Source organism: Leptolyngbya sp. DQ-M1 (assembly GCF_039962505.1).
Lineage (GTDB): Bacteria > Cyanobacteriota > Cyanobacteriia > Leptolyngbyales > Leptolyngbyaceae > Leptolyngbya.
This window is the reverse complement of the sequence record NZ_JAMPLJ010000009.1, coordinates 67,646-92,387: the sequence shown is the minus strand read 5'-3', so window position 1 is coordinate 92,387 and position 24,742 is coordinate 67,646. Positions and strand designations below refer to the sequence as shown.

General features: G+C 49.1%; 26 protein-coding genes. 13 read left to right on the top strand and 13 right to left on the bottom strand.

Features of this window, described 5'->3' with window-relative positions:
• Positions 1-83: 83 nt before the first annotated feature.
• Positions 84-422: a P-II family nitrogen regulator gene (locus tag NC981_RS21965; protein ID WP_059000501.1), complete on the top strand. Its 339-nt coding sequence runs from the start codon at positions 84-86 to the stop codon at positions 420-422.
• Positions 423-483: 61 nt separating this feature from the next.
• Here NC981_RS21965 and NC981_RS21960 read toward each other — a convergent pair whose 3' ends face one another.
• From NC981_RS21960 to NC981_RS21950, 3 genes are all read right to left on the bottom strand, one after another.
• Positions 484-939, bottom strand: coding sequence for a DVUA0089 family protein (locus NC981_RS21960; protein ID WP_348244856.1), 456 nt, complete (start codon positions 937-939; stop codon positions 484-486).
• A gap of 19 nt (positions 940-958) precedes the next feature.
• Positions 959-1,699 carry a thioredoxin domain-containing protein gene (locus NC981_RS21955; RefSeq protein ID WP_348244855.1) on the bottom strand — a complete coding sequence of 247 codons (741 nt, stop codon included), beginning with the start codon at positions 1,697-1,699 and terminating at the stop codon, positions 959-961.
• Between the two features lie 376 nt (positions 1,700-2,075).
• Positions 2,076-2,267 (bottom strand): hypothetical protein, encoded by a 192-nt coding sequence (locus NC981_RS21950; protein WP_348244854.1) that lies wholly within the window; start codon positions 2,265-2,267, stop codon positions 2,076-2,078.
• An 18-nt stretch (positions 2,268-2,285) separates the two neighbouring features.
• Here NC981_RS21950 and NC981_RS21945 point away from each other — a divergent pair, with 18 nt between their 5' ends.
• Both NC981_RS21945 and NC981_RS21940 read left to right on the top strand, forming a co-directional pair.
• Complete coding sequence (locus NC981_RS21945; protein ID WP_348244853.1) at positions 2,286-4,649, top strand: ribonuclease R family protein; 2,364 nt, start codon at positions 2,286-2,288, stop codon at positions 4,647-4,649.
• Positions 4,650-4,697: 48 nt separating this feature from the next.
• Positions 4,698-5,312 (top strand): flavin prenyltransferase UbiX, encoded by a 615-nt coding sequence (locus tag NC981_RS21940; RefSeq protein ID WP_348244852.1) that lies wholly within the window; start codon positions 4,698-4,700, stop codon positions 5,310-5,312.
• Here NC981_RS21940 and NC981_RS21935 read toward each other — a convergent pair.
• Genes NC981_RS21935 through NC981_RS21925 form a run of 3 tightly spaced genes read right to left on the bottom strand, consistent with a single transcriptional unit; the run spans position 5,309 to position 6,864 of the window.
• A complete protein-coding gene (locus NC981_RS21935) occupies positions 5,309-6,061 on the bottom strand; it encodes an endonuclease/exonuclease/phosphatase family protein (RefSeq protein ID WP_348244851.1) in 753 nt (250 codons plus the stop codon). The two genes, NC981_RS21940 and NC981_RS21935, sit on opposite strands and share 4 nt — an antisense overlap.
• Positions 6,062-6,088: 27 nt before the next feature.
• Positions 6,089-6,604 (bottom strand): GNAT family N-acetyltransferase, encoded by a 516-nt coding sequence (locus NC981_RS21930; protein ID WP_348244850.1) that lies wholly within the window; start codon positions 6,602-6,604, stop codon positions 6,089-6,091.
• Complete coding sequence (locus tag NC981_RS21925; RefSeq protein ID WP_348244849.1) at positions 6,595-6,864, bottom strand: DUF1778 domain-containing protein; 270 nt, start codon at positions 6,862-6,864, stop codon at positions 6,595-6,597. Before NC981_RS21925 ends, NC981_RS21930 begins: the two co-directional genes overlap by 10 nt.
• A 224-nt stretch (positions 6,865-7,088) precedes the next feature.
• Here NC981_RS21925 and secY point away from each other — a divergent pair, with 224 nt between their 5' ends.
• From secY to NC981_RS21905, 4 genes are all read left to right on the top strand, one after another.
• Positions 7,089-8,393 (top strand): preprotein translocase subunit SecY, encoded by a 1,305-nt coding sequence (secY, locus tag NC981_RS21920; protein ID WP_348244896.1) that lies wholly within the window; start codon positions 7,089-7,091, stop codon positions 8,391-8,393.
• Positions 8,393-8,944, top strand: a complete 552-nt coding sequence (locus tag NC981_RS21915) for an adenylate kinase (protein WP_348244848.1) — start codon at positions 8,393-8,395, stop codon at positions 8,942-8,944. Before secY ends, NC981_RS21915 begins: the two co-directional genes overlap by 1 nt.
• 130 nt (positions 8,945-9,074) lie before the next feature.
• Positions 9,075-10,412 (top strand): LLM class flavin-dependent oxidoreductase, encoded by a 1,338-nt coding sequence (locus NC981_RS21910; RefSeq protein ID WP_348244847.1) that lies wholly within the window; start codon positions 9,075-9,077, stop codon positions 10,410-10,412.
• A gap of 75 nt (positions 10,413-10,487) precedes the next feature.
• Positions 10,488-12,008, top strand: a complete 1,521-nt coding sequence (locus tag NC981_RS21905; RefSeq protein ID WP_348244846.1) for an FAD-dependent oxidoreductase — start codon at positions 10,488-10,490, stop codon at positions 12,006-12,008.
• A 44-nt stretch (positions 12,009-12,052) separates the two neighbouring features.
• Here the strand turns inward: NC981_RS21905 and NC981_RS21900 are convergent, their stop codons facing one another.
• Genes NC981_RS21900 through NC981_RS21890 form a run of 3 tightly spaced genes read right to left on the bottom strand, consistent with a single transcriptional unit; the run spans position 12,053 to position 14,613 of the window.
• Positions 12,053-12,481, bottom strand: a complete 429-nt coding sequence (locus NC981_RS21900) for a KTSC domain-containing protein (RefSeq protein WP_348244845.1) — start codon at positions 12,479-12,481, stop codon at positions 12,053-12,055.
• A gap of 8 nt (positions 12,482-12,489) precedes the next feature.
• Positions 12,490-13,572 (bottom strand): hypothetical protein, encoded by a 1,083-nt coding sequence (locus tag NC981_RS21895; RefSeq protein ID WP_348244844.1) that lies wholly within the window; start codon positions 13,570-13,572, stop codon positions 12,490-12,492.
• 42 nt (positions 13,573-13,614) lie between these two features.
• Positions 13,615-14,613: a hypothetical protein gene (locus tag NC981_RS21890; protein ID WP_348244843.1), complete on the bottom strand. Its 999-nt coding sequence runs from the start codon at positions 14,611-14,613 to the stop codon at positions 13,615-13,617.
• A 191-nt stretch (positions 14,614-14,804) separates the two neighbouring features.
• Between NC981_RS21890 and NC981_RS21885 the strand changes: the two genes are divergently transcribed.
• The 4 genes from NC981_RS21885 to NC981_RS21870 all read left to right on the top strand — a co-directional run bounded on the left by NC981_RS21885 (position 14,805) and on the right by NC981_RS21870 (position 17,828).
• Positions 14,805-15,176, top strand: coding sequence for a helix-turn-helix transcriptional regulator (locus NC981_RS21885; protein WP_190376113.1), 372 nt, complete (start codon positions 14,805-14,807; stop codon positions 15,174-15,176).
• 88 nt (positions 15,177-15,264) lie between these two features.
• The gene (locus NC981_RS21880) at positions 15,265-16,122 is read left to right on the top strand and encodes an ImmA/IrrE family metallo-endopeptidase (RefSeq protein ID WP_348244842.1); all 858 of its coding nucleotides are present in this window, start codon (positions 15,265-15,267) and stop codon (positions 16,120-16,122) included.
• Positions 16,123-16,130: 8 nt separating this feature from the next.
• A complete protein-coding gene (gene rbsK, locus NC981_RS21875) occupies positions 16,131-17,063 on the top strand; it encodes a ribokinase (RefSeq protein ID WP_348244841.1) in 933 nt (310 codons plus the stop codon).
• Between the two features lie 381 nt (positions 17,064-17,444).
• Positions 17,445-17,828 (top strand): response regulator, encoded by a 384-nt coding sequence (locus NC981_RS21870; RefSeq protein ID WP_190376110.1) that lies wholly within the window; start codon positions 17,445-17,447, stop codon positions 17,826-17,828.
• Positions 17,829-17,929: 101 nt separating this feature from the next.
• Here the strand turns inward: NC981_RS21870 and NC981_RS21865 are convergent, their stop codons facing one another.
• On the bottom strand, positions 17,930-18,163 hold the full coding sequence (locus tag NC981_RS21865) for a hypothetical protein (RefSeq protein ID WP_348244840.1): 234 nt from the start codon (positions 18,161-18,163) through the stop codon (positions 17,930-17,932).
• 276 nt (positions 18,164-18,439) lie between these two features.
• On the opposite strand from NC981_RS21865, the gene NC981_RS21860 reads away from it, so the two are divergent.
• Complete coding sequence (locus NC981_RS21860) at positions 18,440-20,050, top strand: SpoIID/LytB domain-containing protein (RefSeq protein ID WP_348244839.1); 1,611 nt, start codon at positions 18,440-18,442, stop codon at positions 20,048-20,050.
• Positions 20,051-20,092: 42 nt separating this feature from the next.
• Here NC981_RS21860 and NC981_RS21855 read toward each other — a convergent pair whose 3' ends face one another.
• The 3 genes from NC981_RS21855 to NC981_RS21845 all read right to left on the bottom strand — a co-directional run bounded on the left by NC981_RS21855 (position 20,093) and on the right by NC981_RS21845 (position 23,599).
• Positions 20,093-20,917 (bottom strand): protein-glutamate O-methyltransferase CheR, encoded by an 825-nt coding sequence (locus tag NC981_RS21855; RefSeq protein WP_348244838.1) that lies wholly within the window; start codon positions 20,915-20,917, stop codon positions 20,093-20,095.
• Positions 20,917-22,068 carry a chemotaxis response regulator protein-glutamate methylesterase gene (locus tag NC981_RS21850; RefSeq protein ID WP_348244837.1) on the bottom strand — a complete coding sequence of 384 codons (1,152 nt, stop codon included), beginning with the start codon at positions 22,066-22,068 and terminating at the stop codon, positions 20,917-20,919. Before NC981_RS21850 ends, NC981_RS21855 begins: the two co-directional genes overlap by 1 nt.
• 187 nt (positions 22,069-22,255) lie before the next feature.
• Complete coding sequence (locus NC981_RS21845) at positions 22,256-23,599, bottom strand: N-acetylmuramoyl-L-alanine amidase (RefSeq protein ID WP_190376105.1); 1,344 nt, start codon at positions 23,597-23,599, stop codon at positions 22,256-22,258.
• 155 nt (positions 23,600-23,754) lie between these two features.
• Between NC981_RS21845 and NC981_RS21840 the strand changes: the two genes are divergently transcribed.
• The gene (locus NC981_RS21840; RefSeq protein WP_348244836.1) at positions 23,755-24,690 is read left to right on the top strand and encodes a transglutaminase family protein; all 936 of its coding nucleotides are present in this window, start codon (positions 23,755-23,757) and stop codon (positions 24,688-24,690) included.
• Positions 24,691-24,742: the final 52 nt, after the last annotated feature.

The following is a 24,742-nucleotide window of genomic DNA, read 5'->3' as shown; positions in this document are numbered from 1 at the left end:
AAATGTTGCAAAATCTACTTTGTGAACAATGATAGATAGTGTCATGCCCGAACGATAGAAATTAGGATTAAGGAGTGTAAGGCTTGAAAAAAGTAGAAGCGATTGTTCGCCCATTTAAACTCGATGAAGTCAAAATTGCATTAGTGAATGCTGGAATTGTCGGTATGACTGTTTCTGAAGTCCGAGGCTTTGGACGGCAGAAAGGCCAAACTGAGCGCTACCGGGGATCTGAATACACGGTAGAGTTTCTGCAAAAGCTCAAAATCGAAATCGTGGTCGAAGACGATCAGGTGGACATGGTGGTTGACAAAATCATCGTGGCAGCCAGAACCGGAGAAATTGGAGACGGTAAGATCTTCATTACTCCCGTTGACCAAGTGGTTCGGATTCGCACAGGTGAGAAAAACTTTGAAGCGGTTTAACGACAACCATTTTTTCTTCAGCTAAACAAAAGAGGCAACTGATATCGGTTGCCTCTTTTGTTTAGGGGGTAGGTCTTAATCGGGTCAGTTTCAGCTTAAACGGGCCTCCTGCTGTCTCTCCAAACGCTTTCACGCGCACAATGTAGTTTCCTGCCCGCGCAATCCGCGTAAACAGCAGCGAATTGGTCGTGCCATCAGAACCATCGTCGTTTTCTGCGATCGTCGCTCCTCGCGTAGACATCAGCGCCACGATCGTATCGAAGTTATCCGAAGACAAATCGATCGCAATCTGATCCCCTGCCTGCAATTGCACAAGGTAATCCCGCGCAAAGTTGCCGTCTCCGGTTGGAATATCCGTATCGGCTAAGCGATCGTTGACTTCCCGCCCCGGAGTCAGCGGAATCGGGGCATACGTGCGACTGGGCGTTTGTGCCATGGCACGAGTTGAAAGTACGCTGCCTGCGGCACACGCGAGCGTGACCGGCATCGCACAAACCCAAACCATCCATCGTTTCATCTTCACTCCTCACCTTGCTTTACTGCGCTTGACTTAAAACCTGCTCTAGGGCAGCGATTTCAACATCCCCTGAAAACACGCGACCATTCATCACAAAGAATGGTGTGCCATTAATGCCTAGCTTTTCTGCGAGTTGTACATCCGCTGTGATCGCCGCCTCGGCAGCTTGAGAGTTGCGATCGCGATCAAAGCGCGTCACGTCTAACCCTAAGCTTTTCGCCAAGTTCGCATACAGCGGCTCACCTAACTGTTGCTGCTGTGCGAACAAGCCATCGTGAAACTCCCAGAATTTCCCCTGCTGTCCGGCAGCCCAAGCGGCTTTTGCGGCTGGGAGTGCCTGAGCATGAATGCTAGTTAACGGTAAATGCTTATAAACTAGTGTGACGCGATCGCGGTTCTTTGTCACAAACTCGCGCACTGTTCCGGCTGCCGCCTGACAATAGGGGCACTGAAAATCAGAAAACTCAACAAGAACGGTTTTTCCGGCTCCTTTAGTCGGTGATTGGGCGATCACCGCTTTTGGCTTTTGCTGCAATTCCTGAATAAAGGACTGCTGTGCTTTGCGCTGAGTTTCTTGTTGCTCACGCTGGTAAGCTTGCACCGAGTCTAAAATCGCCTGTGGATTTTTCTGAAGGACTTGTAAAACTTGGGCTTCAAAATTTGGATCAATTTTGGTGGAATCTGCCTGCACCGGAGCAGAACAGCCAAATAAAATCAAGCTGACCAATAACCAGCTTGCGAAGTGTTTTAGCCTTCTCATTGCGTCTTAGCTCTAAAATCTGCCCTCGCACTATAGCTTATGTTAGCGATCGAGGGTAAAGAAGCGGGGAGCGAGGGACAAGCGTTGAAGGAACTACCCGATCGCTCTTGTGCAAAAGCAATGCTTTCCCCACTCTCCACCCACCTTCTACATTTCTCGCAGAATCGATGTGTCATCGCGCCCAACCTGAGTAAGAATAGAAAGGGGATCGCTTTACTGGGTGACGTAAGACTGTCGAGCAGTCGCGCAAAAGTTCGCTACTCCATCCGGATTGCAGGGATGAACAGCAACTTTACAGGATTCAGCAGTCCCAGCAGTGTGTTTTGAGTTGGAAACAGAACTTCCGCAACCGTTGATTTTGGTCAACTTCGGAGCTTCAACCCGCTTCCGATCGATCACCTGCACACCGTTCGCAGCCTTCCCACCTGCTAAAACTGGGAAGCTCATCGGCTTGTTGATTTACCCAGATGCGATCGCTTGATGCCAGTACGAGAACTGCTTTAAACGATCGCATCTTGTGATAAGTGACGAATTCAAAGCCGCTGAGCCTGACCACCCCGTTGAACACACGAGGACATATCGCTTCATGGAATTCTCGATCGCTGAGTTACTTGCTAACTTCACAGATGATAAATTGGTTGCGCCCAAAGCTTTAGAGAAAAAGCTAGAGTGCAACGACGAAGCCAGTTTGCGCCGCTTACAGATTGCACTTGATGCACTGGAAAAAATCGGGGTTCTGGTCAAAGAACGCGGCAAGTACCGCCGAGTGACCGAAGACGGTGTGGTTGAAGGCAAATTGCGCTGTTCGAGTAAAGGCTTCTGTTTTGCGATTCAAGATGTCGAAGGTTCGGAGGATATCTACATTCGCGAAAGCCAACTGAATCACGCTTGGAATGGCGATCGGGTGTTAGTCCGCGTCACCAAAGAAGGCAGTCGTCGCCGCAGTCCTGAAGGCGAAGTTCGCCTGATTTTAGAACGGTCAAATCCATCGGTGTTAGCCCGAATTAAAAAGACCGAGGCGGGTGAATTTCGGGCAGTTCCTCTCGACGATCGCTTGTTGTTTGAGTTGCAGGTGAATGAAAACGGACTGGCGCTGGATGAAGCGATCGATCATTTAGCGCACGTTCAGGTGAAACGCTATCCGATCGGGCAGCACGCGCCACTCGGTAAAGTGGCGAAAGTTTTGGGTGCAGATGATGATGCGGCAGATATTGACATTGTGTGCTGCAAGCATGACTTACCGCGAGAGTTTTCGGAAACGGTTTTAGCTGCCGCGAGGGAGTTACCGAACAAGGTGACAAAGCCAGAAATTGACTTACGGGTTGATTTACGGGGATTGACGACCCTCACGATCAAAGCGAAAAGCGAAGACAGCGCGGATGATGCGATTACGTTAGAGCGAACCAAAGCGGGGAACTGGCGCTTAGGCATTCACATTGCGGATGTAGCGCGGTATGTGGAAGCGGGATCATCGCTCGATCGCGAAGCCCAACGACGCGGAACTTCTGCTTATCTCGGTGAATTGGTAATCCCAATGCTGCCGGAGCAACTCACCGACAATCTCTGTTCGCTGCAACCTGGAAAAGATCGCCTTGCCATTTCAGTGTTGATCACGTTGGATGAATCCGGGCAAGTGATGGAATTCGAGATTCAGCCGACGGTGATTCAGGTGGATTACAAACTGAGCTATGAGCAAGCTGAAGCAATTTTGGCGGATCAGCACACCGAAGAGCTGAGAGAATTCGAGCCAATTTTTGAACTGTTGGCGCAGCTCGATCGCCTTAGCCACGCGATTAAAGATCAGCGACGCAAGCGAGGCGCGTTTGAACTAAACCTGCCTGAGAAAATCTACGCTCGTCCCGATGGCTCAGAATCGCCTGAAGAAGCGGGTAAATTTACCTTCAGCAAGTTCCACTACGATGATGAAGGCGTTCTCGGTGCGGTTGTCGTTTCTTCCTTGCTGCCGATTCACTCAATGATCGTCGAGTTGATGTTACTTGCAAATCAAACCGTTGCATCTCATCTACAGGCGTTAGGAATTCCGGGAGTGTATCGAGTTCATCCCACACCCGATCTCGAAGAGGTGCAAGAACTGGTTAAACTTGCCGTCAGCATGGGCATCGAACTGAAGCTTGAGCAGGAAGAGGAAGTTCGTCCACAGGATTATCAGAACTTTACCCATGCGTTTGCAGAATCGAACGCTGAGCGCGTTTTGACTTACCTGCTGCTTTCGACCATGAAGCCTGCCTTTTACAGCACTCAACCGAAACCGCATTTCGGCTTGGCGTTAGAGCAAGGCTATACGCATTTCACCTCTCCGGTGCGTCGTTATCCTGACTTGCTGGTGCATCGAGCGCTTCATGCGGTGTTTGAAGAAGGACGCGATCGACGTTCTTCTCGCGTCAAGGACAGCGTAGATTTGCGCCATAGTTCCTGTCACGGTCAAATCAACTGGAATGTTCTTCCAACCGATCTGCATCAAGAACTCGAAGGTCATTTCGGCGCGATCGTCGTTCATCTCACCGAACGCGAGAAAATCGCTCAAGATGCCGAAAACGATCTTGAAGGCTTGAAAAAAGCCGAATTAATGAAAGAGCGCACGGGTGAAGTATTCCACGGCTTGATCACCGGAGTCCAGTCTTACGGCTTATTCGTGGAGCTTGAAGAACTCTTGGTGGAAGGTTTGGTTCACGTCAGTTCACTCAAAGACGACTGGTACGAATTCCGATCGCGCCAGCAAACCCTCGTCGGTCGGAAAAATCGCAAACAGTATCGATTAGGCGATCGCATCGAAGTTCAAGTCAAGAGCGTCGATTACTACCGTCAGCAGATTGACTTAATCGCAGTTGGCGGCGGCAGTGAAGCCACCGATGAAATCTTTGATACCGAAGACCCATCAGAATTCCAGTCTGACACGGCTCTCTCCGATGACGAATTTGGTGAGGAATAATAGAAAGTGCGGGAAAATACACCCGCATTTTTTATTCGGGATTGCGCTGTGATTAAACGTCCTTTGATTATTGGGGTTTCTGGGGCTTCGGGCTTGATTTATGCAGTTCGGGCGTTGAAGCATCTTTTATCAGCAGATTACGCGATCGAGCTTGTGGCATCCAAAGCAACCTATATGGTTTGGCAAGCAGAACTCGGTATCCGAATGCCCCCAGAACCCGTGCAACAAGAGCAATTCTGGCGCACTCAAGCTGGAGTCGAATTTAGCGGTAAGCTCACCTGTCATCCCTGGGGTGATGTCGGCGCGAACATCGCAAGCGGCTCCTTCCGCACTTTGGGAATGTTGGTAATCCCTTGCAGCATGAGTACCGTCGGCAAACTTGCAGCAGGATTAAGCTCAGATTTGCTGGAACGATCGGCAGATGTGCAGCTTAAAGAAGGTCGTAAATTGGTGATTGTGCCGCGTGAGACTCCGTTTAGTTTAATTCACCTCCGCAATTTGACGACTTTAGCAGAAGCAGGAGCGCGGATTGTTCCGGCAATTCCGGCTTGGTATCACAATCCGCAGACGATCGAAGACCTGGTTGATTTTGTCGTAGCGCGGGCGTTAGATCAGTTTGAGATTGATTGTGTAGGGATCGATCGCTGGAAAGAAACGGACTAACAAACTTCTTGTCGCAAGTCAACGAACACACCGTTATGATCGCTCATCCTGCCGCGCTCTGGTGTTTCGCCCTCCCATGCGTTCACTGACATCTTGTAAGGAACTAGACATTCAGATAAGCAGATATGGTCAATGGTCGATCGTGAAAGTCCTTGAAACTTTTGCTCGGTCACACAAACCAGTGAAAGATCATGCAAAGCAGCACTCAACATCTCAACTGACTGCTTCTCTTCGTACCAGCCCGACTTATCGCGACTTTGATTAAAATCACCTGCGATACACATGAGAGGTGACGGATATTGTTTCTGAATCCGTAGCCAATCTTCGTGATGCTGTTGAATCGATCGACGATGTTCCTCCCATTTCTTCGCAGTTCCACTCATCCCTTTGTCATTCGCCCAAGGAATCACAGTTCCATAAACAATTATTAATCCGAAGGGCGACTCTACTTCAGCACAAACCGCATAAGTCGGATCAAAAGTGGGAATACAGCGAAGAATCTTCCATCGTGACCAAAGCGTTGTGAGGTTTTCACCTGCTTGATGCCCTTCGTAGGGAACAGATGCAACAAACTCATAATCGGGATTGAGATCGATCGCTACATTAGTCTCGGTCAGCACCCAAATATCTGCATCAATTTCACGAATTCGATCGATTCGATCGAGCCGACGCTGATTTTTAATCCAACCGTTTTGCCTGGGACGTTCTAGGTTCCAAGTTGCAATCCGAAAACGAATAGATGAAGTCACAGCGATATCTCACCAGCTATTGCAAGTCTATTTAGCCCATCCGCTAAGTGAAGCGATCGCATCTTTCACCCGAATCATCAGCGTCATTGCATCGATCGCTGAAGCAGCAAACCCACATTTCTCATAAAACTGCTTCGCCTCATCTGAAATGACATGAACCAAAATCGCTTGAATTCCAGCAATCTCAGCAGCCTGGAGCGTTCGTAAGATTGCATCCCGAAGCAATGCTCGTCCGATCCCTTGACCTTGCCATTGGCGCTCGACTGCCAATCGTCCAATCACCATTACCGGAATTGGATCAGGCATATTCCGTCGAATTCGCCCTGTTGCCTCCGTCTGCGCTACGGCTCCATTTGCAAGGCAGTAATATCCAATGACCTGATCGCCTTCACACAAGACGTAAGTTCGAGACGCTCCTTCTGCTTCGTTTTTCAAAGCGCGGCGTTTGAGCCAATCGTCTAGTTGAGTATTTCCTGAATCGAAGCCTTCAAGCTGATGAGATGAATTAATCCTTTCAGGCGGACGAAGCTGATCTATTCCCACGGCGCTTTTGTGGTTAGAAGAGCACGAAGTCGATCGTTTAATGCAGGTGGCGCATCTAGAAGAGCTTCAAATTGATCGAATTTCTGTGTATCTAACGCGAAAAAACTGCGATCGAGCAATACATCCTGCGCCTTCTGATACGCCGATTCCAGCATAAATTCCGATCGACTTTTGCCTTGAACCTCAGCCGCATAATCAATCAGATCGCGCTGGCTCTGTGTGGCGCGAATATTAATCGTGACATCACGCGCTTGATCCATGACTCATTGCCAAACCTGTATAAGACAATTGTATATACAATGCCCCTACAAGGTTCACTGGTCGCTTGAATTCTGTCAGGCTTCACACCGGAGCCGCTAAAATATAGGGTGTTCGTCGTTTTGCGGTGCGATTTTGTGCTGCCAGAACGCTTAAAACCAACTTTATTTCAATCGGATTTGTGCCGATGCGCAAGTCCGTATTGCTGTCACGAGGAATTCCTTATATGGTCGAGAGTCGAGATAGAACGCCCACCGCTCAGGAAACCTTTGTCCAAATGGCACAGGCGGCTGGACTGCGGGGACGCTTACTTTTAACGATCGGGCTTTTGATCTTCGTTCGATTAGGGATTTTTATCCCGATTCCGGGCATCGATCGAGCCGCATTTTCACAAGCGATTCAAGGCAATAGCGCCTTGAGCTTTGTGGACTTATTCGCAGGTGGCGGTTTGAGAACGCTGGGTCTATTCGCCCTCGGAATTCTGCCCTTTATTAACGCTTCGATCATTATTCAATTGCTCACTGCGGCGATTCCCTCGCTCGAAGATTTGCAGAAGAATGAAGGCGAAGCGGGAAGACGCAAGATTTCACAGATTACCCGCTATGTTTCGGCAGGTTGGGCAGTTGTTCAAAGTACCTTGCTCACGGTTGGATTATTGCGTCCGTTTGCCGAATCTTGGAGTCCGGTGTTTGTCGTCGAAACGGTTCTCGCGCTGACGGCTGGATCGATGTTCGTCATGTGGGCAGGAGAACTGATCACAGAGCGTGGCGTGGGTAACGGCGCATCGCTATTGATTTTTCTTAATATCGTGGCAACGCTGCCGCAGACCTTAGGAAAAGCGTTCGACTTGGCGCAAACCGGCGATCGAGCCGTGGTCAGCAGCGTCGTCATTCTGCTGCTGGTCTTCCTGGCAATGGTGGTCGGAATTGTGTTCGTACAAGAAGGAACGCGGCGGATTCCGATTATTTCCGCTCGTCGGCAAGTGGGACGACGGATGATGCTGGAGCGCAGCAGCTATCTCCCGCTGCGCCTAAATCAAGGCGGCGTGATGCCGATTATTTTTGCTTCCACTGTGTTAACGATTCCGGTAATTGTGGCGCAATCGTTTAATAATGCAGCATTGGCAAACTTTGTCAGCACTTATCTTGGCCCTGCTTCGATTTGGCACAACCTTCTCTACTTTGTGTTGATTCTATTCTTTAGTTTCTTCTACGCTTCGCTGATTATGCAGCCCGATGATATGTCGAAGAACTTGAAGAAAATGGGATCAAGCATTCCCGGTATTCGTCCTGGAAAGGCGACCACCGAGTATGTTGAGCGCGTTTTGAATCGATTGACCTTCTTAGGTGCTATCTTCTTAGGGATCGTCGCGATCGTACCTTCGATTATCGAAAATGCAACTCCAGTGAAAGTCTTCCAAGGCTTTGGGGCGACCTCTATCCTAATTCTGGTAGGTGTGGCGATCGACACGGCGAAACAGATTCAAACGTATGTAATTTCTCAACGTTACGAAGGAATGGTGAAACAATAGTGGCGCGACTGATTTTTGTCGGACCTCCCGGAGCCGGGAAAGGGACTCAATCGAAATTTTTGGCTGACTCCCACCAAATTCCGCACATTTCGACCGGGGATATTCTCCGGGAGGCGGTGGCTGAGAAAACGTCGCTGGGGGTGAAGGCTCAAGGATACATGGATCGGGGTGAACTGGTGCCCGATCAACTGGTGATTGATTTGATTCGCGAACGATTGGGAAAACCGGATGCCCAATCGGGCTGGATTCTCGATGGGTTTCCGCGCAATGTGGCACAGGCAGAATTCCTCGATGTGCTGCTGGATGAACTGAATCAGGGGTGCGATCGTGTGATCAATTTCGATGTGCCGGACGAAGTGCTGGTGACTCGAATGCTTAGTCGGGGACGAAAGGACGATAACGAGGAAACGATTCGCCGTCGTCTGGAAGTCTATCGAGAGCAGACTGCACCGTTGATCAACTACTACGAATCACGAGAAAAGCTAGTGACCATCAACGGCGATCAAACGATGGAAGAAGTCGCAACAGCATTAAATCAAGTTTGCGCTTAACTTTCAATCTTCAACTGACCCGACTTGGGGCTGAACGCCTTGAGTTGGGTCAGTTTTTTTATTCGGAATGATTTGAATTACATTCTGAGTAAGATTGAGAGTTTTAGCAGTGCTCCGTTAAGGACGAAAGATGAGTAGGACAAAGCAGTTAAAACTGGGCGCTTTTATGCGTCCCGTCAGCATTCATACAGCAGCTTGGCGTTATCCTGGCGCAATTCCAGATGCCAACTTTAATTTCTCAGCATTAAAACAATTTATTCAGAAACTAGAGCAAAGCAAATTTGATGCCTTTTTTATGGCAGATCATTTAGCTGTTCTGAATATGCCGATCGATGCCCTAAAGCGCAGTCACACAGTTACATCATTCGAGCCGTTGACGCTTCTTTCTGCGCTCGCTGCGGTGACTGAACATATCGGATTAATTGCGACCGCTTCAACAACTTACGATCAGCCCTATCACATTGCTCGCCGCTTCGCCTCTCTCGACCATATCAGTGAAGGTCGCGCGGGCTGGAACATTGTGACGACCTATAACCCAGATGCAGCGCTTAACTTTGGACTGGAGCAAGAGATCGAACATGACGAACGCTACAGGCGTGCCCGCGAATTCTACGAGGTAGTGATTGGGCTGTGGGATTCTTTCGCGGATGATGCTTTTATTCGCAATGTAGAAGCAGGAGTGTATCTCGATCCCGAAAAAATGCACACGCTGAATTACAAGGGAAAGTATTTCTCAGTGCGGGGGCCTTTGAACATTGCTAGACCTGTTCAGGGTTATCCGGTGATTGTGCAGGCGGGAGCTTCTGAAGCGGGACGACAATTGGCTGCGGAAACTGCCGAGGTTGTGTTTTCAGGGGTCAATACGCTAGAAGCAGGAAAGGCATTGTTTGCAGATATCAAGCGTCGATCTCAGGCGATCGGACGCACTCCCGATAGCATTAAAATCTTGCCCGGTGCGCTGGTGATTGTTGGCGAAACGGTTGAGGCGGCAAAAGCTAAACAGGCACATCTTGATAGTCTGATTCATTATGATAGCGGCATTAGTAGCTTGAATCTGGCGCTGGGCTACGATGTGTCAGGCTTTGATCCAGATAGTCTATTACCGGAGATTCCAGAGTCAAATGGGAGTCATACCGGACGCGATCGCATCGTCGCGCTTGCCCGACGTGAGGATTTAACCATTCGTCAGTTAGCGCAACGGGCGGCTAGCTATGGTGGGTTAATCTTTGTCGGTACACCTCAGACGATCGCAGATGAAATGGAACAATGGCTCTTCGAGGAAGCCGCAGATGGCTTTAACATCATGTTTCCTTTTCTGCCTGAAGGCTTAAATGATTTTGTGGATCAAGTGGTTCCAGAACTTCAACGGCGTGGAATTTTTCGCACAGAATACGAGGGCAAAACGCTGCGCGAGAATCTGGGTTTGGCGCGTCCTAAGAATCAATTCTTTCAACCTACATCGGTGTAAGTTTAACCAACAATAGACTTGTTGATTTGGGGGGAGCGACTTATCCTGTGAGCAGTTGAAGCTGAGATCGATCGAATGAACCAAACTCAAGAGCATCCTAAAGTTGTCGTGGTTGGAGCAGGGTGGGCAGGCTTAGGCGCAGCTTACCATCTTGCTCAGCAAGGATATGCAGTCACACTGCTCGAAGCCGGGGGCTATCCGGGCGGACTGGTAGCAGGATGGAAAACCGCGCAGGGACGATCGGTGGAAGCTGGAATTCATGGGTTTTGGTATCCCTACAGCAATATTTTCTCCTTAGTTAAAAAATTGGGCATCTCGCCCTTTACCGATTGGACGCGCTCTTCTCAGTATTCTCTAGCAGGGCTGGAAGTCGAGTCGCCAATCTTTCAGCAAGAACCCCGCTTGCCTACCCCGCTTGGAACATTTTTATACACGCGATTTAAGCGATTGCCGCTCAGCGATCGACTGTCTGCGCTACCGTTACTCTATGCAGTGGTGGATTTTGATAACTCGGATGAAGCCTGGAGGCGATACGATCCGGTAACTGCTCGCGAATTGTTTAAGCAGTTTGGAGTTTCTGCGCGGCTCTACAAAGAGTCATTTGAGCCGATGTTACTGGTGGGATTGTTTGCGCCGGGAGAACAATGTTCAGCCGCAGCAGCGTTAGGAATGTTGTATTACTTCATCTTGGCGCATCAACCGGATTTTGATGTGGTGTGGTGTCGCGGCACGGTGGGAGAGTACATTTTTCGTCCTTGGGTTGAGCAAATCGAGCAGGCAGGGGGACGGGTGCTGACTCAGCGGCGTGTGAGTGATTTGAGGGTTCAGGCTTCGGGGGGAGTTCCCGCAGTAAGTGGGGTTGTGTGCGGTGAGGAAGTCTTTGAAGCAGATGCCGTGATTTTTGCGGTAGGTGTGGCTGGAATGCAGAAAATTGTCAGTAGCAGTTCGACATTGCGCCAGTTTCCTGAATTCTGTAATTTGATGAATTTGAATGCGATTGATGCGATGGCGACGCGGTTGTGGTTCGATCGTAAAGTTCCCGTGCCGTTGCCGTCGAATGCTTGCTTTGGGTTTGATGCCACAACCGGTTGGACATTCTTTGATCTGAATGCACTGCATGATGAATGGAAAGATGAACCTGGCAGCGTGATTGAGGCAGATTTTTATCATGCGAATCAATTGCTACCGCTAGATGATGCACAGGTCATTGCGAAAGTTCAGCGCGATCTTGCGGTTTGTGTGCCTGAATTTCGGAATGCCAAAGTAATTGATAGCAGTGTGGTGCGATTGCCAAGAGCCGTGACGCACTTCTCTCCTGGAAGCTATCAGTCGATGCTTTCTGGAACAACGAGCATCGGTAATCTCTTTATGAGTGGGGATTGGATTATTACTCGTCATGGTTCTTGGTCGCAGGAAAAGGCTTATGTGACTGGACTTGAAGCGGCTAACCAAGTGATTAATCAGTTGGGTGTGGGTAAGCCTGCTGAAATTATTCCGATCGAGCCGGATGAGCCACATATCGCAGCACTTCGTAGTGCTAACCGCACCTTAAGAGACTTAACAAGCAGCTTTGTACCGCCACTTTGGTTGCCTTAAATGCAATGCCAGTCTTGCTTGGATGGAAGACTGGCAAGAACAAACTAAGAATTCAGGCGACGAGAGCGATAGCTTCCTTTGATTTCACGGTTAAAGAATCGACCGGGGGAATCTGTGTCTTGAAGTTCGTGCCAGGTTTCGACATCAACATCTTCGTATTGATACACAGCACCATTCTTGAACTGAACTTGCAAAAGATGTTGATCTGGATCATATCCAACTGCATTTGCCATTGATGATTGCACAGGCAACATGGGTAGATCCTGATTCACACCTGGAAGTTGATTGAAATCAGCAGGCACAGCATCTGAGGATACGATCGCATCCAGCAGTCGCAATCCTTCGTAGGCAGCTAACGGTGCGAGAACTTCAACAAATTCCAAATCAGCACCACGATCAATCACCAATCCCAGGCATTCATCATCATGGCTAATCGCTACAACGCTGCTCAGATCGACTTTAGAAAGCTTCATTATCTCCTTTATTTCACTTTGTTTTGGGTTTTAGCTTGTTCTAGTGCAATTTCCTTAACAGCATTGAATGAACTCACGCTGGCTGAACCTTCGATCGCTTTCACTGCTAAGTCTTGGACTTGCTTCAGCGCTCCATCTAACTGATTTGAGAGGGCTTGAATTCGGGTTTCTTGGGCTTGGATTGTTTCCAGTAGAGATTGAATTCGCAATTCATAGGTACGTTTTTGTCCTTCAATCTCTTTTGCCATCAGATCGGCTTTGACTTTTGCTTGCTGGTTTGCAATGCCTTTGCCTTCTTCTTGGGCGCGTTTAACCGCAGCTTCAAGCTCCTTTGGTATGGCTTCGACTTTGGCTTTCAACTCGGCAAACTGAGTTTCACGATCGCGAACCGTTTTTTCTCGTTCTGCCCACTGCTTTTGCTGCGTCTGCTGCAACTCTTCTAATTCACGGTACAAGCGAGTTTTTTCCTGCTCATACTCATCATTTGAGAGTTTGCGTTCTAAGTTGAGCGTGTAGGTGTACTCTTCTCCATCTCGCCGTTGAGTCTTGGTGAGAGTTTCATTGCGTTCCTTGATGCTGCGGCGGTGTTCCTCTTGTTCTTTTGCCCAGGCTTTTCTGGCTTGAGTGATCTCCTGGCTGAGTGTTTCTTGTCGCTGTCGCCGTTCTTCGCTGAATGTCTTGGAACTATCTTCGTACTGTTGAATTAATGCCTCTACAGTACAATCTTCTGCCTGTAGATTGTGCAATGTTTCTAGCTGTTGGGCTTCTTCTACAACTGCCTGCCGTAGTTCTTGCAGCTTCAGCACTTCCAAAGTTAGCTTTTCAGATAGGTCACTGATTGCCCCACCAAAACCAAGCTGTAGCTGATTCAGCCCGGTGATGATGGTTTCCATCTTTTGTTGAGGCGCGATCGTTAGTTCTGGTGTAGCTTTACCGTTTGTTGTCTCATTTGGTTGTGAGGGTTGTAGTGCAGGCACAACTGCTTGCAAAGCCTGTTGTGCTTCTAGCGCTTTCTTCTGTTTGAGCAATTCATCAAATGCAGAAAGAATCTCAGTCTTTGTGTTTTTCTCAGTGGGACGTTTCGTTACCATTGCCAATCCTCAAGATCACAGTAAACAGCTCAGGTGGTGCTATCATTCGCTTCTCGTAGCGAGGCGATTAGAAGAACTATCGAATGCTCGCATTGCAAGTTCTTGAGCTTGGCGCAGAGCGGTTTGCAGTTGAGTCGAAATCTCGCTAATCTGCTCAGTCTGGCTCTGGATCTTGGTTTCTAGCGATCGGATCTGCAATTCATAGCCTTGCTTGGTGGATTCCCATTCTTTTTCCAGCAGATCTGCCTTGATTTTGGCATCCTGATGAGCATCGCGAATTCCTTCTTCCCGTGCTTTTTTGACCGCTTCTTCCAGTTCGCCTGGGAACGCCGTGACCTTTTGCTGATACTCCTCATATAGTCTCTGATCGGCTGCCAGAATGCGTTCTCGCTCCGTCCAGTCTTTTTCTTTGGCTTCGATCGTTTCCCTAATTTCCCGCTCGATTTGCCGTTTCGTTTCTTCATACTCATCGGTTGCAATGCGGCGCGATCGCGCACTGTCGTACTGGTAATCTTCTTCCTGACGCTGCCGTTGCTGGTTCAGAAGTTCGCTGCTCTCGTTGATCTGAGCGTCAAACTCTTCTTGCTCTTGCTGCCAAATTTTGCGAGTTTCGGTAGTATCGCGATCGAGGGTTTCACGATCGTGTGTTGCTTGTTGTTCAAGTTGGCGCAGAGCTTCTTGATGTTCTTGTGTGATCAAGTAGAGGGCATCAGCAACGATGCGGGTCTGCTGAAGATCTTTGAGATTCTTACTTTCGACTGCAAGCGCTCGTTTAAGGTCATCGAGCTTCTTGGTTTCAGTGGTTAGGCGATTGGCAAGAGCGGTGATCGTCGTGCCAAAATCCAATTGCAAATCAGCCAGCCCGCGCACAATTCCGTCTGCTGTGTATTGCGACACTGTTTCCAGCACTGTTCTGTCTTGCCCTTTGGCAGCTTCTTCGCTGCGGGTGGCAACTCGTGACGAGACCGATCGCTGCTCGGTAAGGATGGTTTGAAAGGCATCGAGAATCCTGGTTTTGCTGTCGTTTGCAACTTGTGTCATAGCGGAGGTGGGAAAAGAGTGAATTTCTGCTGCTCGGAAGCAGGACTGCTATACGATCGGGGGCAGTGCTGCTATAGTGGGAGTAGATTGCAAACTACAGTTTACAATCCATGTGTACTACTTTATCACTTTTCCTCCGCCTATGCAATACCCAACGACAAAAATTGCAAACTGTAGTTGTCAAAATGAGAATGGATGAATTTGCAAAACGAGTCCGCGATCGTCGGATTCAAGAAGGGTTAAGCCAGCAAGAATTAGCTGAGCAGATTGGAATTTCCCGTAATTACCTGTCTCAAATTGAGCGGGGGCAGGCAACGAATCTCTCTTGGCAGGTGCGGGAGCGGTTGTCTGCGGTGTTAGGGCTAAAGGCGGAACCTGCACCAAGTTCCGCATTAGAGTCAGTCGATCTGCCTCCGAGTTTGGTGGAGTTCGCTCAAAACGCGAATCTACCGCCCGACGATGTGTTGATGCTGTCGCGATTGAAGTATCGAGGACAGCAGCCGACCTCGCCGGAGAAATGGGAGCTACTGTATAACGTCATTAAGATGACAGTAGGAAAATAGAAAGTTCACCGTTTGTTGAGTGAACTGCTAATCGATCGACCAATCTTTTAAGTTTGGGCACTCTAGCGCGAAAAATGTGAGGAACCCTGTGAGCCTGCCACAGCCCTATCGACATCCCGGACGAGCCTTCCTGTCTCAACATGGAAGGCTTCAATGTGAAGATGATGTCTTTCGCTATGTCAATTTCCTGCGGCAAGAATCCGGGTTAGGTGATGAACCTCCGATCGCTCTGACTTGCATTTATCAACACTTTGGAATGCCTGAGCCGCTACGCGCCCCGCTTGAGGAGCAACAAGGCATTTTAGTAGACAGCAACACCGGGATTATTCTGATTAAAGAAGATGATCCGATCGTCCGGCAGCGCTTCACTGAGGGACACGAACTGATGGAATTGCTGTTTGATGCTCAACAAGAAGCGAGGTTTGAGAGCGCTTTGCCAAACTGGAGCGAACAGCGTAAAGAGCGACTCTGCGATCAAGGAGCCGCCGATTTGTTGATGCCGCAATCCTCATTTGTGCCAAAGTTGAATCGGTTAGGCATTTCTTTCAAGACGGGACGATCGCTTGCAGCTCTCTATCAAACTTCACTGCTCGCGACGCTTGCGCGAATGTTGCAATATGGAACCGGCAATTATGCGCTAGTCCTGTGGCATTGTGTTCTCAAACCTTCTGAGATGAAACAAAGTGCCCCGATCAAAGCTAAGAGAAAGCTTCGAGTATGCTGGAAACTTCAGACGCAAGACTGGACAGGCGGTTTTATTCCCAAAGATAAATCGATTCCTCACGATTCATTAATCTCGCAAGCTTATATCAGTGGTCAACCTTACTCTGGAGCAGAAACGATTGATTTGGGTTCGACATCAATTCGATGCAACGTAGAAGCCCTGCCAATTCGGTTGGGCGATCGCATTAGTGTTCTGTCTCTCTTGCACCTTACAAATGGATGAATCACGCCATGACGCGATCGATCATCACGCTCGGTAGTATCAATATGGATCTTGTGGCGCAAGTTCCACGATTACCTCAACCTGGGGAAACGCTATCTGGATACACTTTTTCGACGCTTCCGGGGGGAAAGGGAGCAAATCAAGCGGTCGGCGTTGCCAAATTGGGGGGATCAAGCCGCATGATTGGGCGAGTTGGAGGGGATGCGTTTGGTGCAGAATTGCTAGAAAGCTTGCAAACTGCGGGAGTACAAACCGATTTAATTACCGTCGATCGTACAATCGCGTCAGGCGTTGCGATGATCGCAGTGGACGATCGGGCTGAGAATCATATTATTGTCATTCCAGGTGCTAATGGCAATGTGGGTAATTTTGATGTTGATCGTCTCAGGGTCGCATTGACTGATTCATCGATCTTGTTATTGCAGCTTGAGATTCCTTTATCGATCGTTCAATCGGCCGCGACGATTGCAAAACAAATCGGTGCAATGGTCATTCTCGATCCTGCTCCCGCTCCTAAAGACTTTTCAGGGATGCTTTATTCACAGATTGATATTCTGACTCCCAACGCAACTGAGACAGCCCAACTGGTCGGATTTCCAATTCGGGATCAAGCAGATGCCGATCGTGCAGCCGCAATTTTGCAGCAAAAAGGCATACCAACGATCGTGATCAAGCTAGGCGCTCAAGGCGCATTCTGCGCGACCGAAGACGATCGCTTTTTTGTCCCAGCTTTTTCAGTCAATGCGATCGATACGGTGGCAGCCGGGGATGCGTTTAATGCAGGATTAGCTGTGGCGTTATCTGAAGGGTTATCGATGCGCAAGGCAATTACTTGGGGTGCAGCAGCAGGGGCGCTTTCTACAACAAAATCCGGGGCGCAAGCCTCACTAGCAGAGCGATCAACATTCGATGCTTTTTTGAGCCAAATGCAAAAGCCCTGAGCCGAAAACGACACAGGGCAGGCTTCTGAACCAAACTTTACTAGAGAGAGGAGAGTTAAGCTTGTAATGATTACAGTTTATAAAGAATCACCTGATGCCGTCCCACGCCCTAGAGAAGAAACATACCCCAACAAAAGTTAGAATAATTTTCCAGACTGGCTACTGCCCCCGACTGATTCTGATGAAACTCTCGCTGAATATATCTTGCTGCTCAATAACAGCAGCAAAAACCCTGCCGATTGAATAGGATTAAGATGACAGTCGTTTAATCTATACGTCTCCATCTTTGGGTAGAAGACGGCCTCTACCGTGGGGCTTAGCCTAGATTTCACTCAAGTCAAAAAACTCCTCAAGTTCCTTCTTCGCTGGTAATACTTAAAAATGGAATCGCTAGAGCAGATTAACATCTTTGTCGTAGATGACGATCCCGATACACGAGATCTGCTGCGATTTATGCTGGAGGACGAAGGAGCAAACGTCACTGTTGCAACCAATGCCAAGGAAGCACTCTCACTTTTGGAAAAAGAACTTCCTACAATTTTGGTAAGTGATGTAGCGATGCCCGAAATGGACGGATTTCAACTAATCGGACTTGTCCGCGAGTTACCGCAAGGCGCAGAACTACCCGCGATCGCATTGACCGCATACGCCCGCGAGGAGGATCGTTTACAAGCGATTAATGCAGGCTTCAATGATTACTTAACAAAGCCGATCGATCCGGTGGAGCTAATGCGCGTCATTCAGCAATATTGTGGCTCGGATTAATGGCTTGGGATTGCAGGCTAAAAGGCGGATTGCTTGCCAATAGAAAACCCTTCACCGCGACAGCAAAGGGTTGAGAAGAGAGAGTAGTCGTAACAATTCAATTAGGCGCTCGGTAAGTTCCTGCTAGCGTAGGCATCGGCTACGGCGAAAGCAGGAACGCGGGTGCTGTAGTCGATCGAGTTGCCCGTGATCGATTTAGATAGCGTTTCAAACGAGGTCGATCGCCAGTTGCGCTCGTGAATCGGTTTCGTTTGTTCTCCCAAGAAGTAAGCCAAGGAACCCAGCAAGGCAACTGCTACCCAGCCCACAACTAACAGACTAACGAGGATGACCATCGGAACCTCCTGTGAACTTATGTTTCTTTATGTAAATAAATGTAACAGATATTTACAAAGACTGCAAATTACTTGTGATTCGTGATAGCCGAACTGCAAAATCTGAACGCAGATCGATTCAGGATCGATCCGGAATCAATAAATCCAAGCTGAAAAATCTAATTGCTCCACGCACTCCGATTCATAAAATTCCCATTACAATCGAACACAGGTTTTTACCCGCCGCACGTCCCCTTCTGAATAGAAAGAGGCTCGACTCCCTTGGCTTCAACATTGATGAAACTCAATCTTCTCACCCCGATCGCGCTTGGCTTCAGTTGCTTCACTGCACTAGCTGCCCCCGCCACTGCCAACCCTCCACAAGATATCGGGATTCAAGTGGGCATCGTACAGCGATTTGGTGATCGTTCTGCCGATACGCTCACTCTGAAAGCCAATCCGGGCGATCGCTTAACCGTGCGCTTCAACACAAACAACAAGCTCCAAACCCTAACCGCTCAAGAACTCAAGCTCGAAACGGCGATGCAGAAACTTCCGCAGCCCGTGGTCGAGGAGCGCGTTGTTTTCAGTACACACCGCAGTTTTGAAACCGCAGAGGATCAGGCTCAAGACTGGAAATCACAAGGGATCGAGGTCGAAATCGCTCAGCCAGAGCGCTGGCAAGTTTGGGCAAAGCGCGATGTCTACAACACGCCACTCTTACGGCGTTTGTTGCTGAGAAGCTTGCAGGCAAAGGGCATTCAAACCGCACGGATTGAAACTAAAGTCGTTCGAGAAGTACCGCGTCCGACGTGGGTACTGGATGGATTCCGGTATACGCGAGATGTGATTGATATTTCATCGGGTTCAGGAGTCGTTCAGGTCGATCGTGCCACTGATGATCATCCAAACCGTCCTTTTGGTGGGGCATTACGAATTCAACCGAATGCTTACGGTAACTATACGCTCGTCAACTTCGTTGGGATTGAAACATATCTCAGAGGCGTTGTGCCGCATGAGATTGGAACTTGGGCACCCCAACCGGTGTTAGAGGCTCAAGCCGTTCTCGCCCGCACCTATGCTCTGCGGAATTTGCGTCGATTTGTGATCGATAACTATCAACTCTGCGCGACGACACAATGCCAGGTTTATCGCGGTCTAGACGGCGCAGCACCTTCAACCGATCGCGCGATCGCGGCAACTCGTGGCTTAGTCCTGACCCACCAAAATGAACTGGTAGATGCGCTCTATTCTTCAACGAGCGGAGGCGTGACTGCAAGCTTTGATGATATCTGGCACGGTTGGGAGCGCCCTTATCTTAGAGCAGTGATCGACTCAGCGAATCCAGTGTGGGATTTGCGATCGCGCAGTTTATCCGATGAGGGCAATTTCCGCGCCTTTATCAATCAAAAGAAAGGCTTTAACGAAGATGGAACCAATATGTTCCGATGGCGCTACCCTGTGCCCTTAGCGCAGCTAAATCAGGAATTGCGCGACTATCTGAAAGCAGTCCGGCATCCGTTCGCGAACTTCAAAACGATTCGGAACATTCAAATCCAGCAGCGATCGGAAGGGGGACGCATTTTGAAATCGGCAATCGTCACCGACGCAGGCACGATTAAGCTTGAAAAGGATGATATCCAAACTGTATTTGATGCGCCAGCGAGCACGCTATTTTACCTCGATCCAATAATGGAAAATAAAGTGCTGAAAGGCTTCGTGTTTGTCGGGGGTGGATTTGGTCATGGGGTCGGAATGAGCCAATTTGGGTCTTATAACCTTGGCAGATTGGGCTGGACAAGCGATCGTATTCTTCGCTTCTACTTCCCCGATACGCAACTGCAACCATTTAACAGTTCGATTACGCTGTGGCGCGATCGAACTTCAGAGCAGCAAGCATCAAACTGACGCTGGTTTAACGGGAATTCTCCCTGTCAAACTTACGTTTGTTTACGCACTTCGTAGACGGTGATAAAAGCTCGTCTTGCTTTGAATCGCTTCAAATCTAGGATCAAGGTGAAACGTTGTCTCACCACTGCCAAGGAATAAACAGCCATCTGCTTGCAAGTAGTGCTGTACCTTGTTCAGAATCGATCGCTTGGTGTCGATATCAAAGTAAATTAGAACATTTCTCAGAAAAATAATGTCCATCTTTGGTAGAGCGCTCCAAGAGTGAATTAGGTTCAACTGCCGAAACTCAACCCTCTGACGAATTTCATCAACGATCTGCCAAGCATCCCCAGCTTTGCGGAAATACCGATCGCGCAGTTCAGGGGCCAGACCCCGGCTGATTTCCAAGTCTGTATACTGTCCTTGCTGAGCGCGATCGAGCACCTGCTTAGAAAAGTCAGTCGCGATTAAGCGAATTGTCCAAGCGGACAGTTCTGGAAAGGCTTCCCGGATCAGCATCGCAATGCTGTAAGGTTCTTGACCGGTTGAGCAAGCGGCACACCAGATATTGATGGTTCGCTGACTAGAACGGGACTGAATCAACGCGGGTAACACCGAAGCTTTTAGCGCTTCGAAGGGAGAGCGATCACGAAAAAAAGACGTTTCCTTAATCACTAAAGCTTCAAGGGCTTGAAGATGCAGTTCGCTTAAGGGAGTGTGTTTTAGGTGTTCGACTAATTCTGCAATTGAAGCAAACCCAGCATTCGCAGCTATCTGATCCAGATGCAGCGCTGCGAGATAGTCTTTGTGTGGCTCTAACACTACTCCAGACTGCTGCCGCACTAACTGACGGAGATACTCAAAATCAAAAGCAGGAATCGCCATCAGTCCATCCTCCGCGCCAGCGTAGACGATCGATTCACCCGACGCAGAATCTCTGGCATGATTTGATCGAGCGGCAAAACGGCATCGGCTAATCCTGCATTCACCACAAATCCCGGCATTCCCCAAACCACGCTACTCGCCTCATCTTGCGCCAGAATTTGCCCATTGCGATCGTGAATCTTCTGACAGCCCCGGAGTCCATCTTGCCCCATCCCGGTCAGAATCACCCCCAGAGCGCGATCCCCGTACACTTCGGCAACAGATTCAAGCAAGACATCCGCTGAAGGACGACAAAAATTTCGGGCTGGAGACTGGTCGATCACAAGTTGCACAGTTGAGTCCGTGTCTTTCACTCTCAAATGATAATCGCCTGGCGCAATCCAAACCGTACCGGGGCGAAGTTTTGCTCCTAGCGTTGCTTCCCAAACGGGCAAGGCGCATTTTGTCGATAAACGTTCTGCGAGCAGCTTGGTGAACATGGGCGGCATATGCTGCACAATGACGATCGGGACAGGAAAATCGGCGGGTAATTCTGAGAGCAACGCGGCGAGGGCATTTGGCCCTCCGGTGGAAACACCGATCGCAACGATCTCAGCAGACGATCGATGGAGTTGAGAACTTGAGAAAGCAGCGGTTGTGGGGGTGGCTTTTGGGCTAATGTCGGAGATTGGTGCCGATCGGTTCTGTGTAATTTTCTGGCTCAGTGCTTTAATCTTAGGAATCAGCGTCGCTCGAAGATAGTCGGTTAAATGATCTACGTTGTCCATCTGACTCGGTTTTGTCGCATAGTCCGAAGCTCCTAAAGAAAGAGCATCCAGCGTTGCAATTGCTCCGATCGTGGTCATCGCACTAAACATAATCACGGGCAGTCGTGGATTGAGTTGACGAATCTGCGCCAACGTTTGCAGCCCGTCTAAGTCAGGCATTTCGATATCGAGAATGATCACATCCGGATTCAGTTGAGACAGTCTTGCGAGTGCAATTCTTCCTGAAGAAGCGACTCCCACAACTTCAATCTGGGGCTCTGCTGCGAGAATTTTGCTCAGACGGCTCCGTACCATCACTGCATCATCTACGATTAAAACTCTAATAGGTTGCATGACTTCGGGATTATTAAAGAGCGCTACCAGTTCCCAAAAATCCTGCGCCACACCAGTCCCTCTGCGAAGACGCGATGCCTCACGTCTCTACAAAGGTCTTTAGAGAGCATTCAGAAATTTGGTGTGATGCCGACGACACATTAACTGTAGCAAGGAAAAATCACAGTCTGAAACAATCCCAAGAGGCATTTAATCGATCGCAATCCTCACGAACACCCTCGATCGACCTCAGGCTACCTTACAAAAGCTGCGCCGCTTCATACAGCCGCCTCAGAATTGCCGTAATCTTTGCACCGTATTGCGGATCGGCTGACCATCGCCCACTCAGTTGATCCACTAGGGGCGCAATCCCACGGGTGACAAACCGAAACCGAGGCGCAACCACTTCTTGCACTAGCGGCTCTGTACTGGCATAAGCTTTGAGTAGCTGAATATGTGCTCTCACGCCAGTTTGAGCATTCGGAAAACTTGCGCCTTCAGGGCCGCCGCCCACATCTCCCAGTCCGGCAAAGTTGTTTTGCGAGGGTTTAATCTCACCTCCGAAGCGCAAGTAGTTTGTTTCGAGCAGCATTTGACTGAAGGCAATATCGTAATTGACTCCTTCGATCGCAGCTTCACTGCGGTAGAGGTCTGCAAGCTGAGGATACTGTACGGGTGCGGCATCGTTGTTGCTGCGGAGAAATGCAATTAACTGTGCCGAAGTGGTGTTACCGTTGCTCATGATGCGATCGAGCGTTCCCGGACAGATTTTTAGAATCGATCGCAACAGCACGGTTCGCGCTTGAGCATCCCAACCCACGGAGATCGTATAGTTTCGCAGGTCTACCGCTTTGACAAAAACGACTTGACGATAATTCAAGCGACGAATGTTCGGATCTTGAGTTAAATCGATTCCCAGACGATCGGTTAAATCGATCGGAATGTAGGCATTGCCATTGACCAGAATTCCCTTCTCGCCGTAAATCTGCCCGTTAATGCTAATGCGAATTTCAGGATAGGTCGTGGAATCGGGTGGTAGAGCCGTGCCCCGCGCCCAAGCTACCAAACCATCTGCAATCCCACTTGCCAAATCGCGACGCTGATTTTGAATAATGAAGCGATCGTCTGGATTGGTGAGAAATCCAACCGTCATCAAAAGCGATCCGCAGGTGATCTGACGAGTAAACGGCAGGCTACCGAGTCCTGTGTCGGTATCGGGTCTGGCTCCTCGGCTCGGCAGTTGAGGAACGCGGCGAATCAGCGCTAGCAATAGCTGTTCGGCATTACGGCGACGCTGATCATTATTGGCAATGTAGTAAACGGTTGCCCCTCGCACGGCTGGATTACTAAACGCATCGGCGCGGATTTCAAGCGCCACATCATCCGGACGATCGCGAGCGTTGATCCAGTCGATCGCTTGAGCCGCACTCAGCGCATCGGGCACAGACAGGACTTCGACACCCCGCGATCGCAATTCTGTCACGACTAGATCGCGAGTCAGAATCATTTCTCTTGCTTCGGTTGTGCCTGCGACGACTGCCCCCGGATCGGTGACACCGTTAACGCGATTGCCATGTCCGGCAGAAATAAAGATACGTCCCATCAGATTCTCAGCGTAACGAGGTTATGCACTTACATTGTCAGTGGCTCATTCTATCTTCTTTTGAGGAAATAGCTGATAAATGCCTCAAACTCTATCCACATAAGATAACGATATGCTTGAAGTGATTCCGCATCTGCAACTTGTTCATGCGTACTATGAGTATTATTTACGATTTAGAACACACTACAAGCTATCGCTATCGCAATCCTGTTACTTTCGGAGAACACCGAGCGATTTTCTTACCCAGTATTGGCTATAGTGGGCGCATCTTGAGCTATGCGATCGACAGCAACGTTCCCTGCAAAACTCGCTGGATGATGGATACGCTCTCGAATAATGTTGCACTCCTGAGCTTCAGTGAACCTGCAAAAGAACTGAGTGTGACCTATCGAGTGAGAGCTGAGCATTTTGGCATTCCGACGATCGCTGATTTTCCGCTGGATGCCCGTGCTGAAGAAATTCCCGTACAGTACACTCCGGATGAATGGAATGATCTCTCTGTGTTCATTCGTCCACATACCGAAGATTCCGAAGGTCGGCTTGCAGCTTGGACAAAACAATTTGTGGCAGGCGACCAAGATAGTACCTTAGATGTCTTGCAACGCATGATGGATAGTATTAACACCACATTGAGCTATCAGTCACGAGATGCAGAAGGGACTCAGAATCCGGCTGAGACACTCCGGTTACAGTCGGGGACTTGTCGAGACTATGCTTGGTTAATGATTGAAGCACTTCGACGCTTAGGGCTGGCTTGTCGCTTTGTCAGCGGCTATATTTACGATTCAGCCTTAGATGGCGGTGAGGTTGGCATGACAGGTTCCGGTGCAACTCATGCTTGGGCGCAGGTTTATTTACCGGGTGCAGGCTGGAGAGCTTATGATCCGACCAATCGAATTACAGCCGGATTTGATCTGATTCGAGTCGCGATCGCTCGTCATCCTGGACAGGTGATTCCGCTTTCTGGGTCTTGGTTTGGTGAGACGGATGACTATTTGGGAATGGATGTGAATGTTTCAATTCGCAAGTTAGGAATGTTGCCTAACTTTGAAGTGGCCCCCGCAGTTCCAATCGTGACAGCCTCGCAGTAAAATTCAGATTGTTTGCAACCAAAGACGGACGATCGCTCGTCTAGAATTTGCT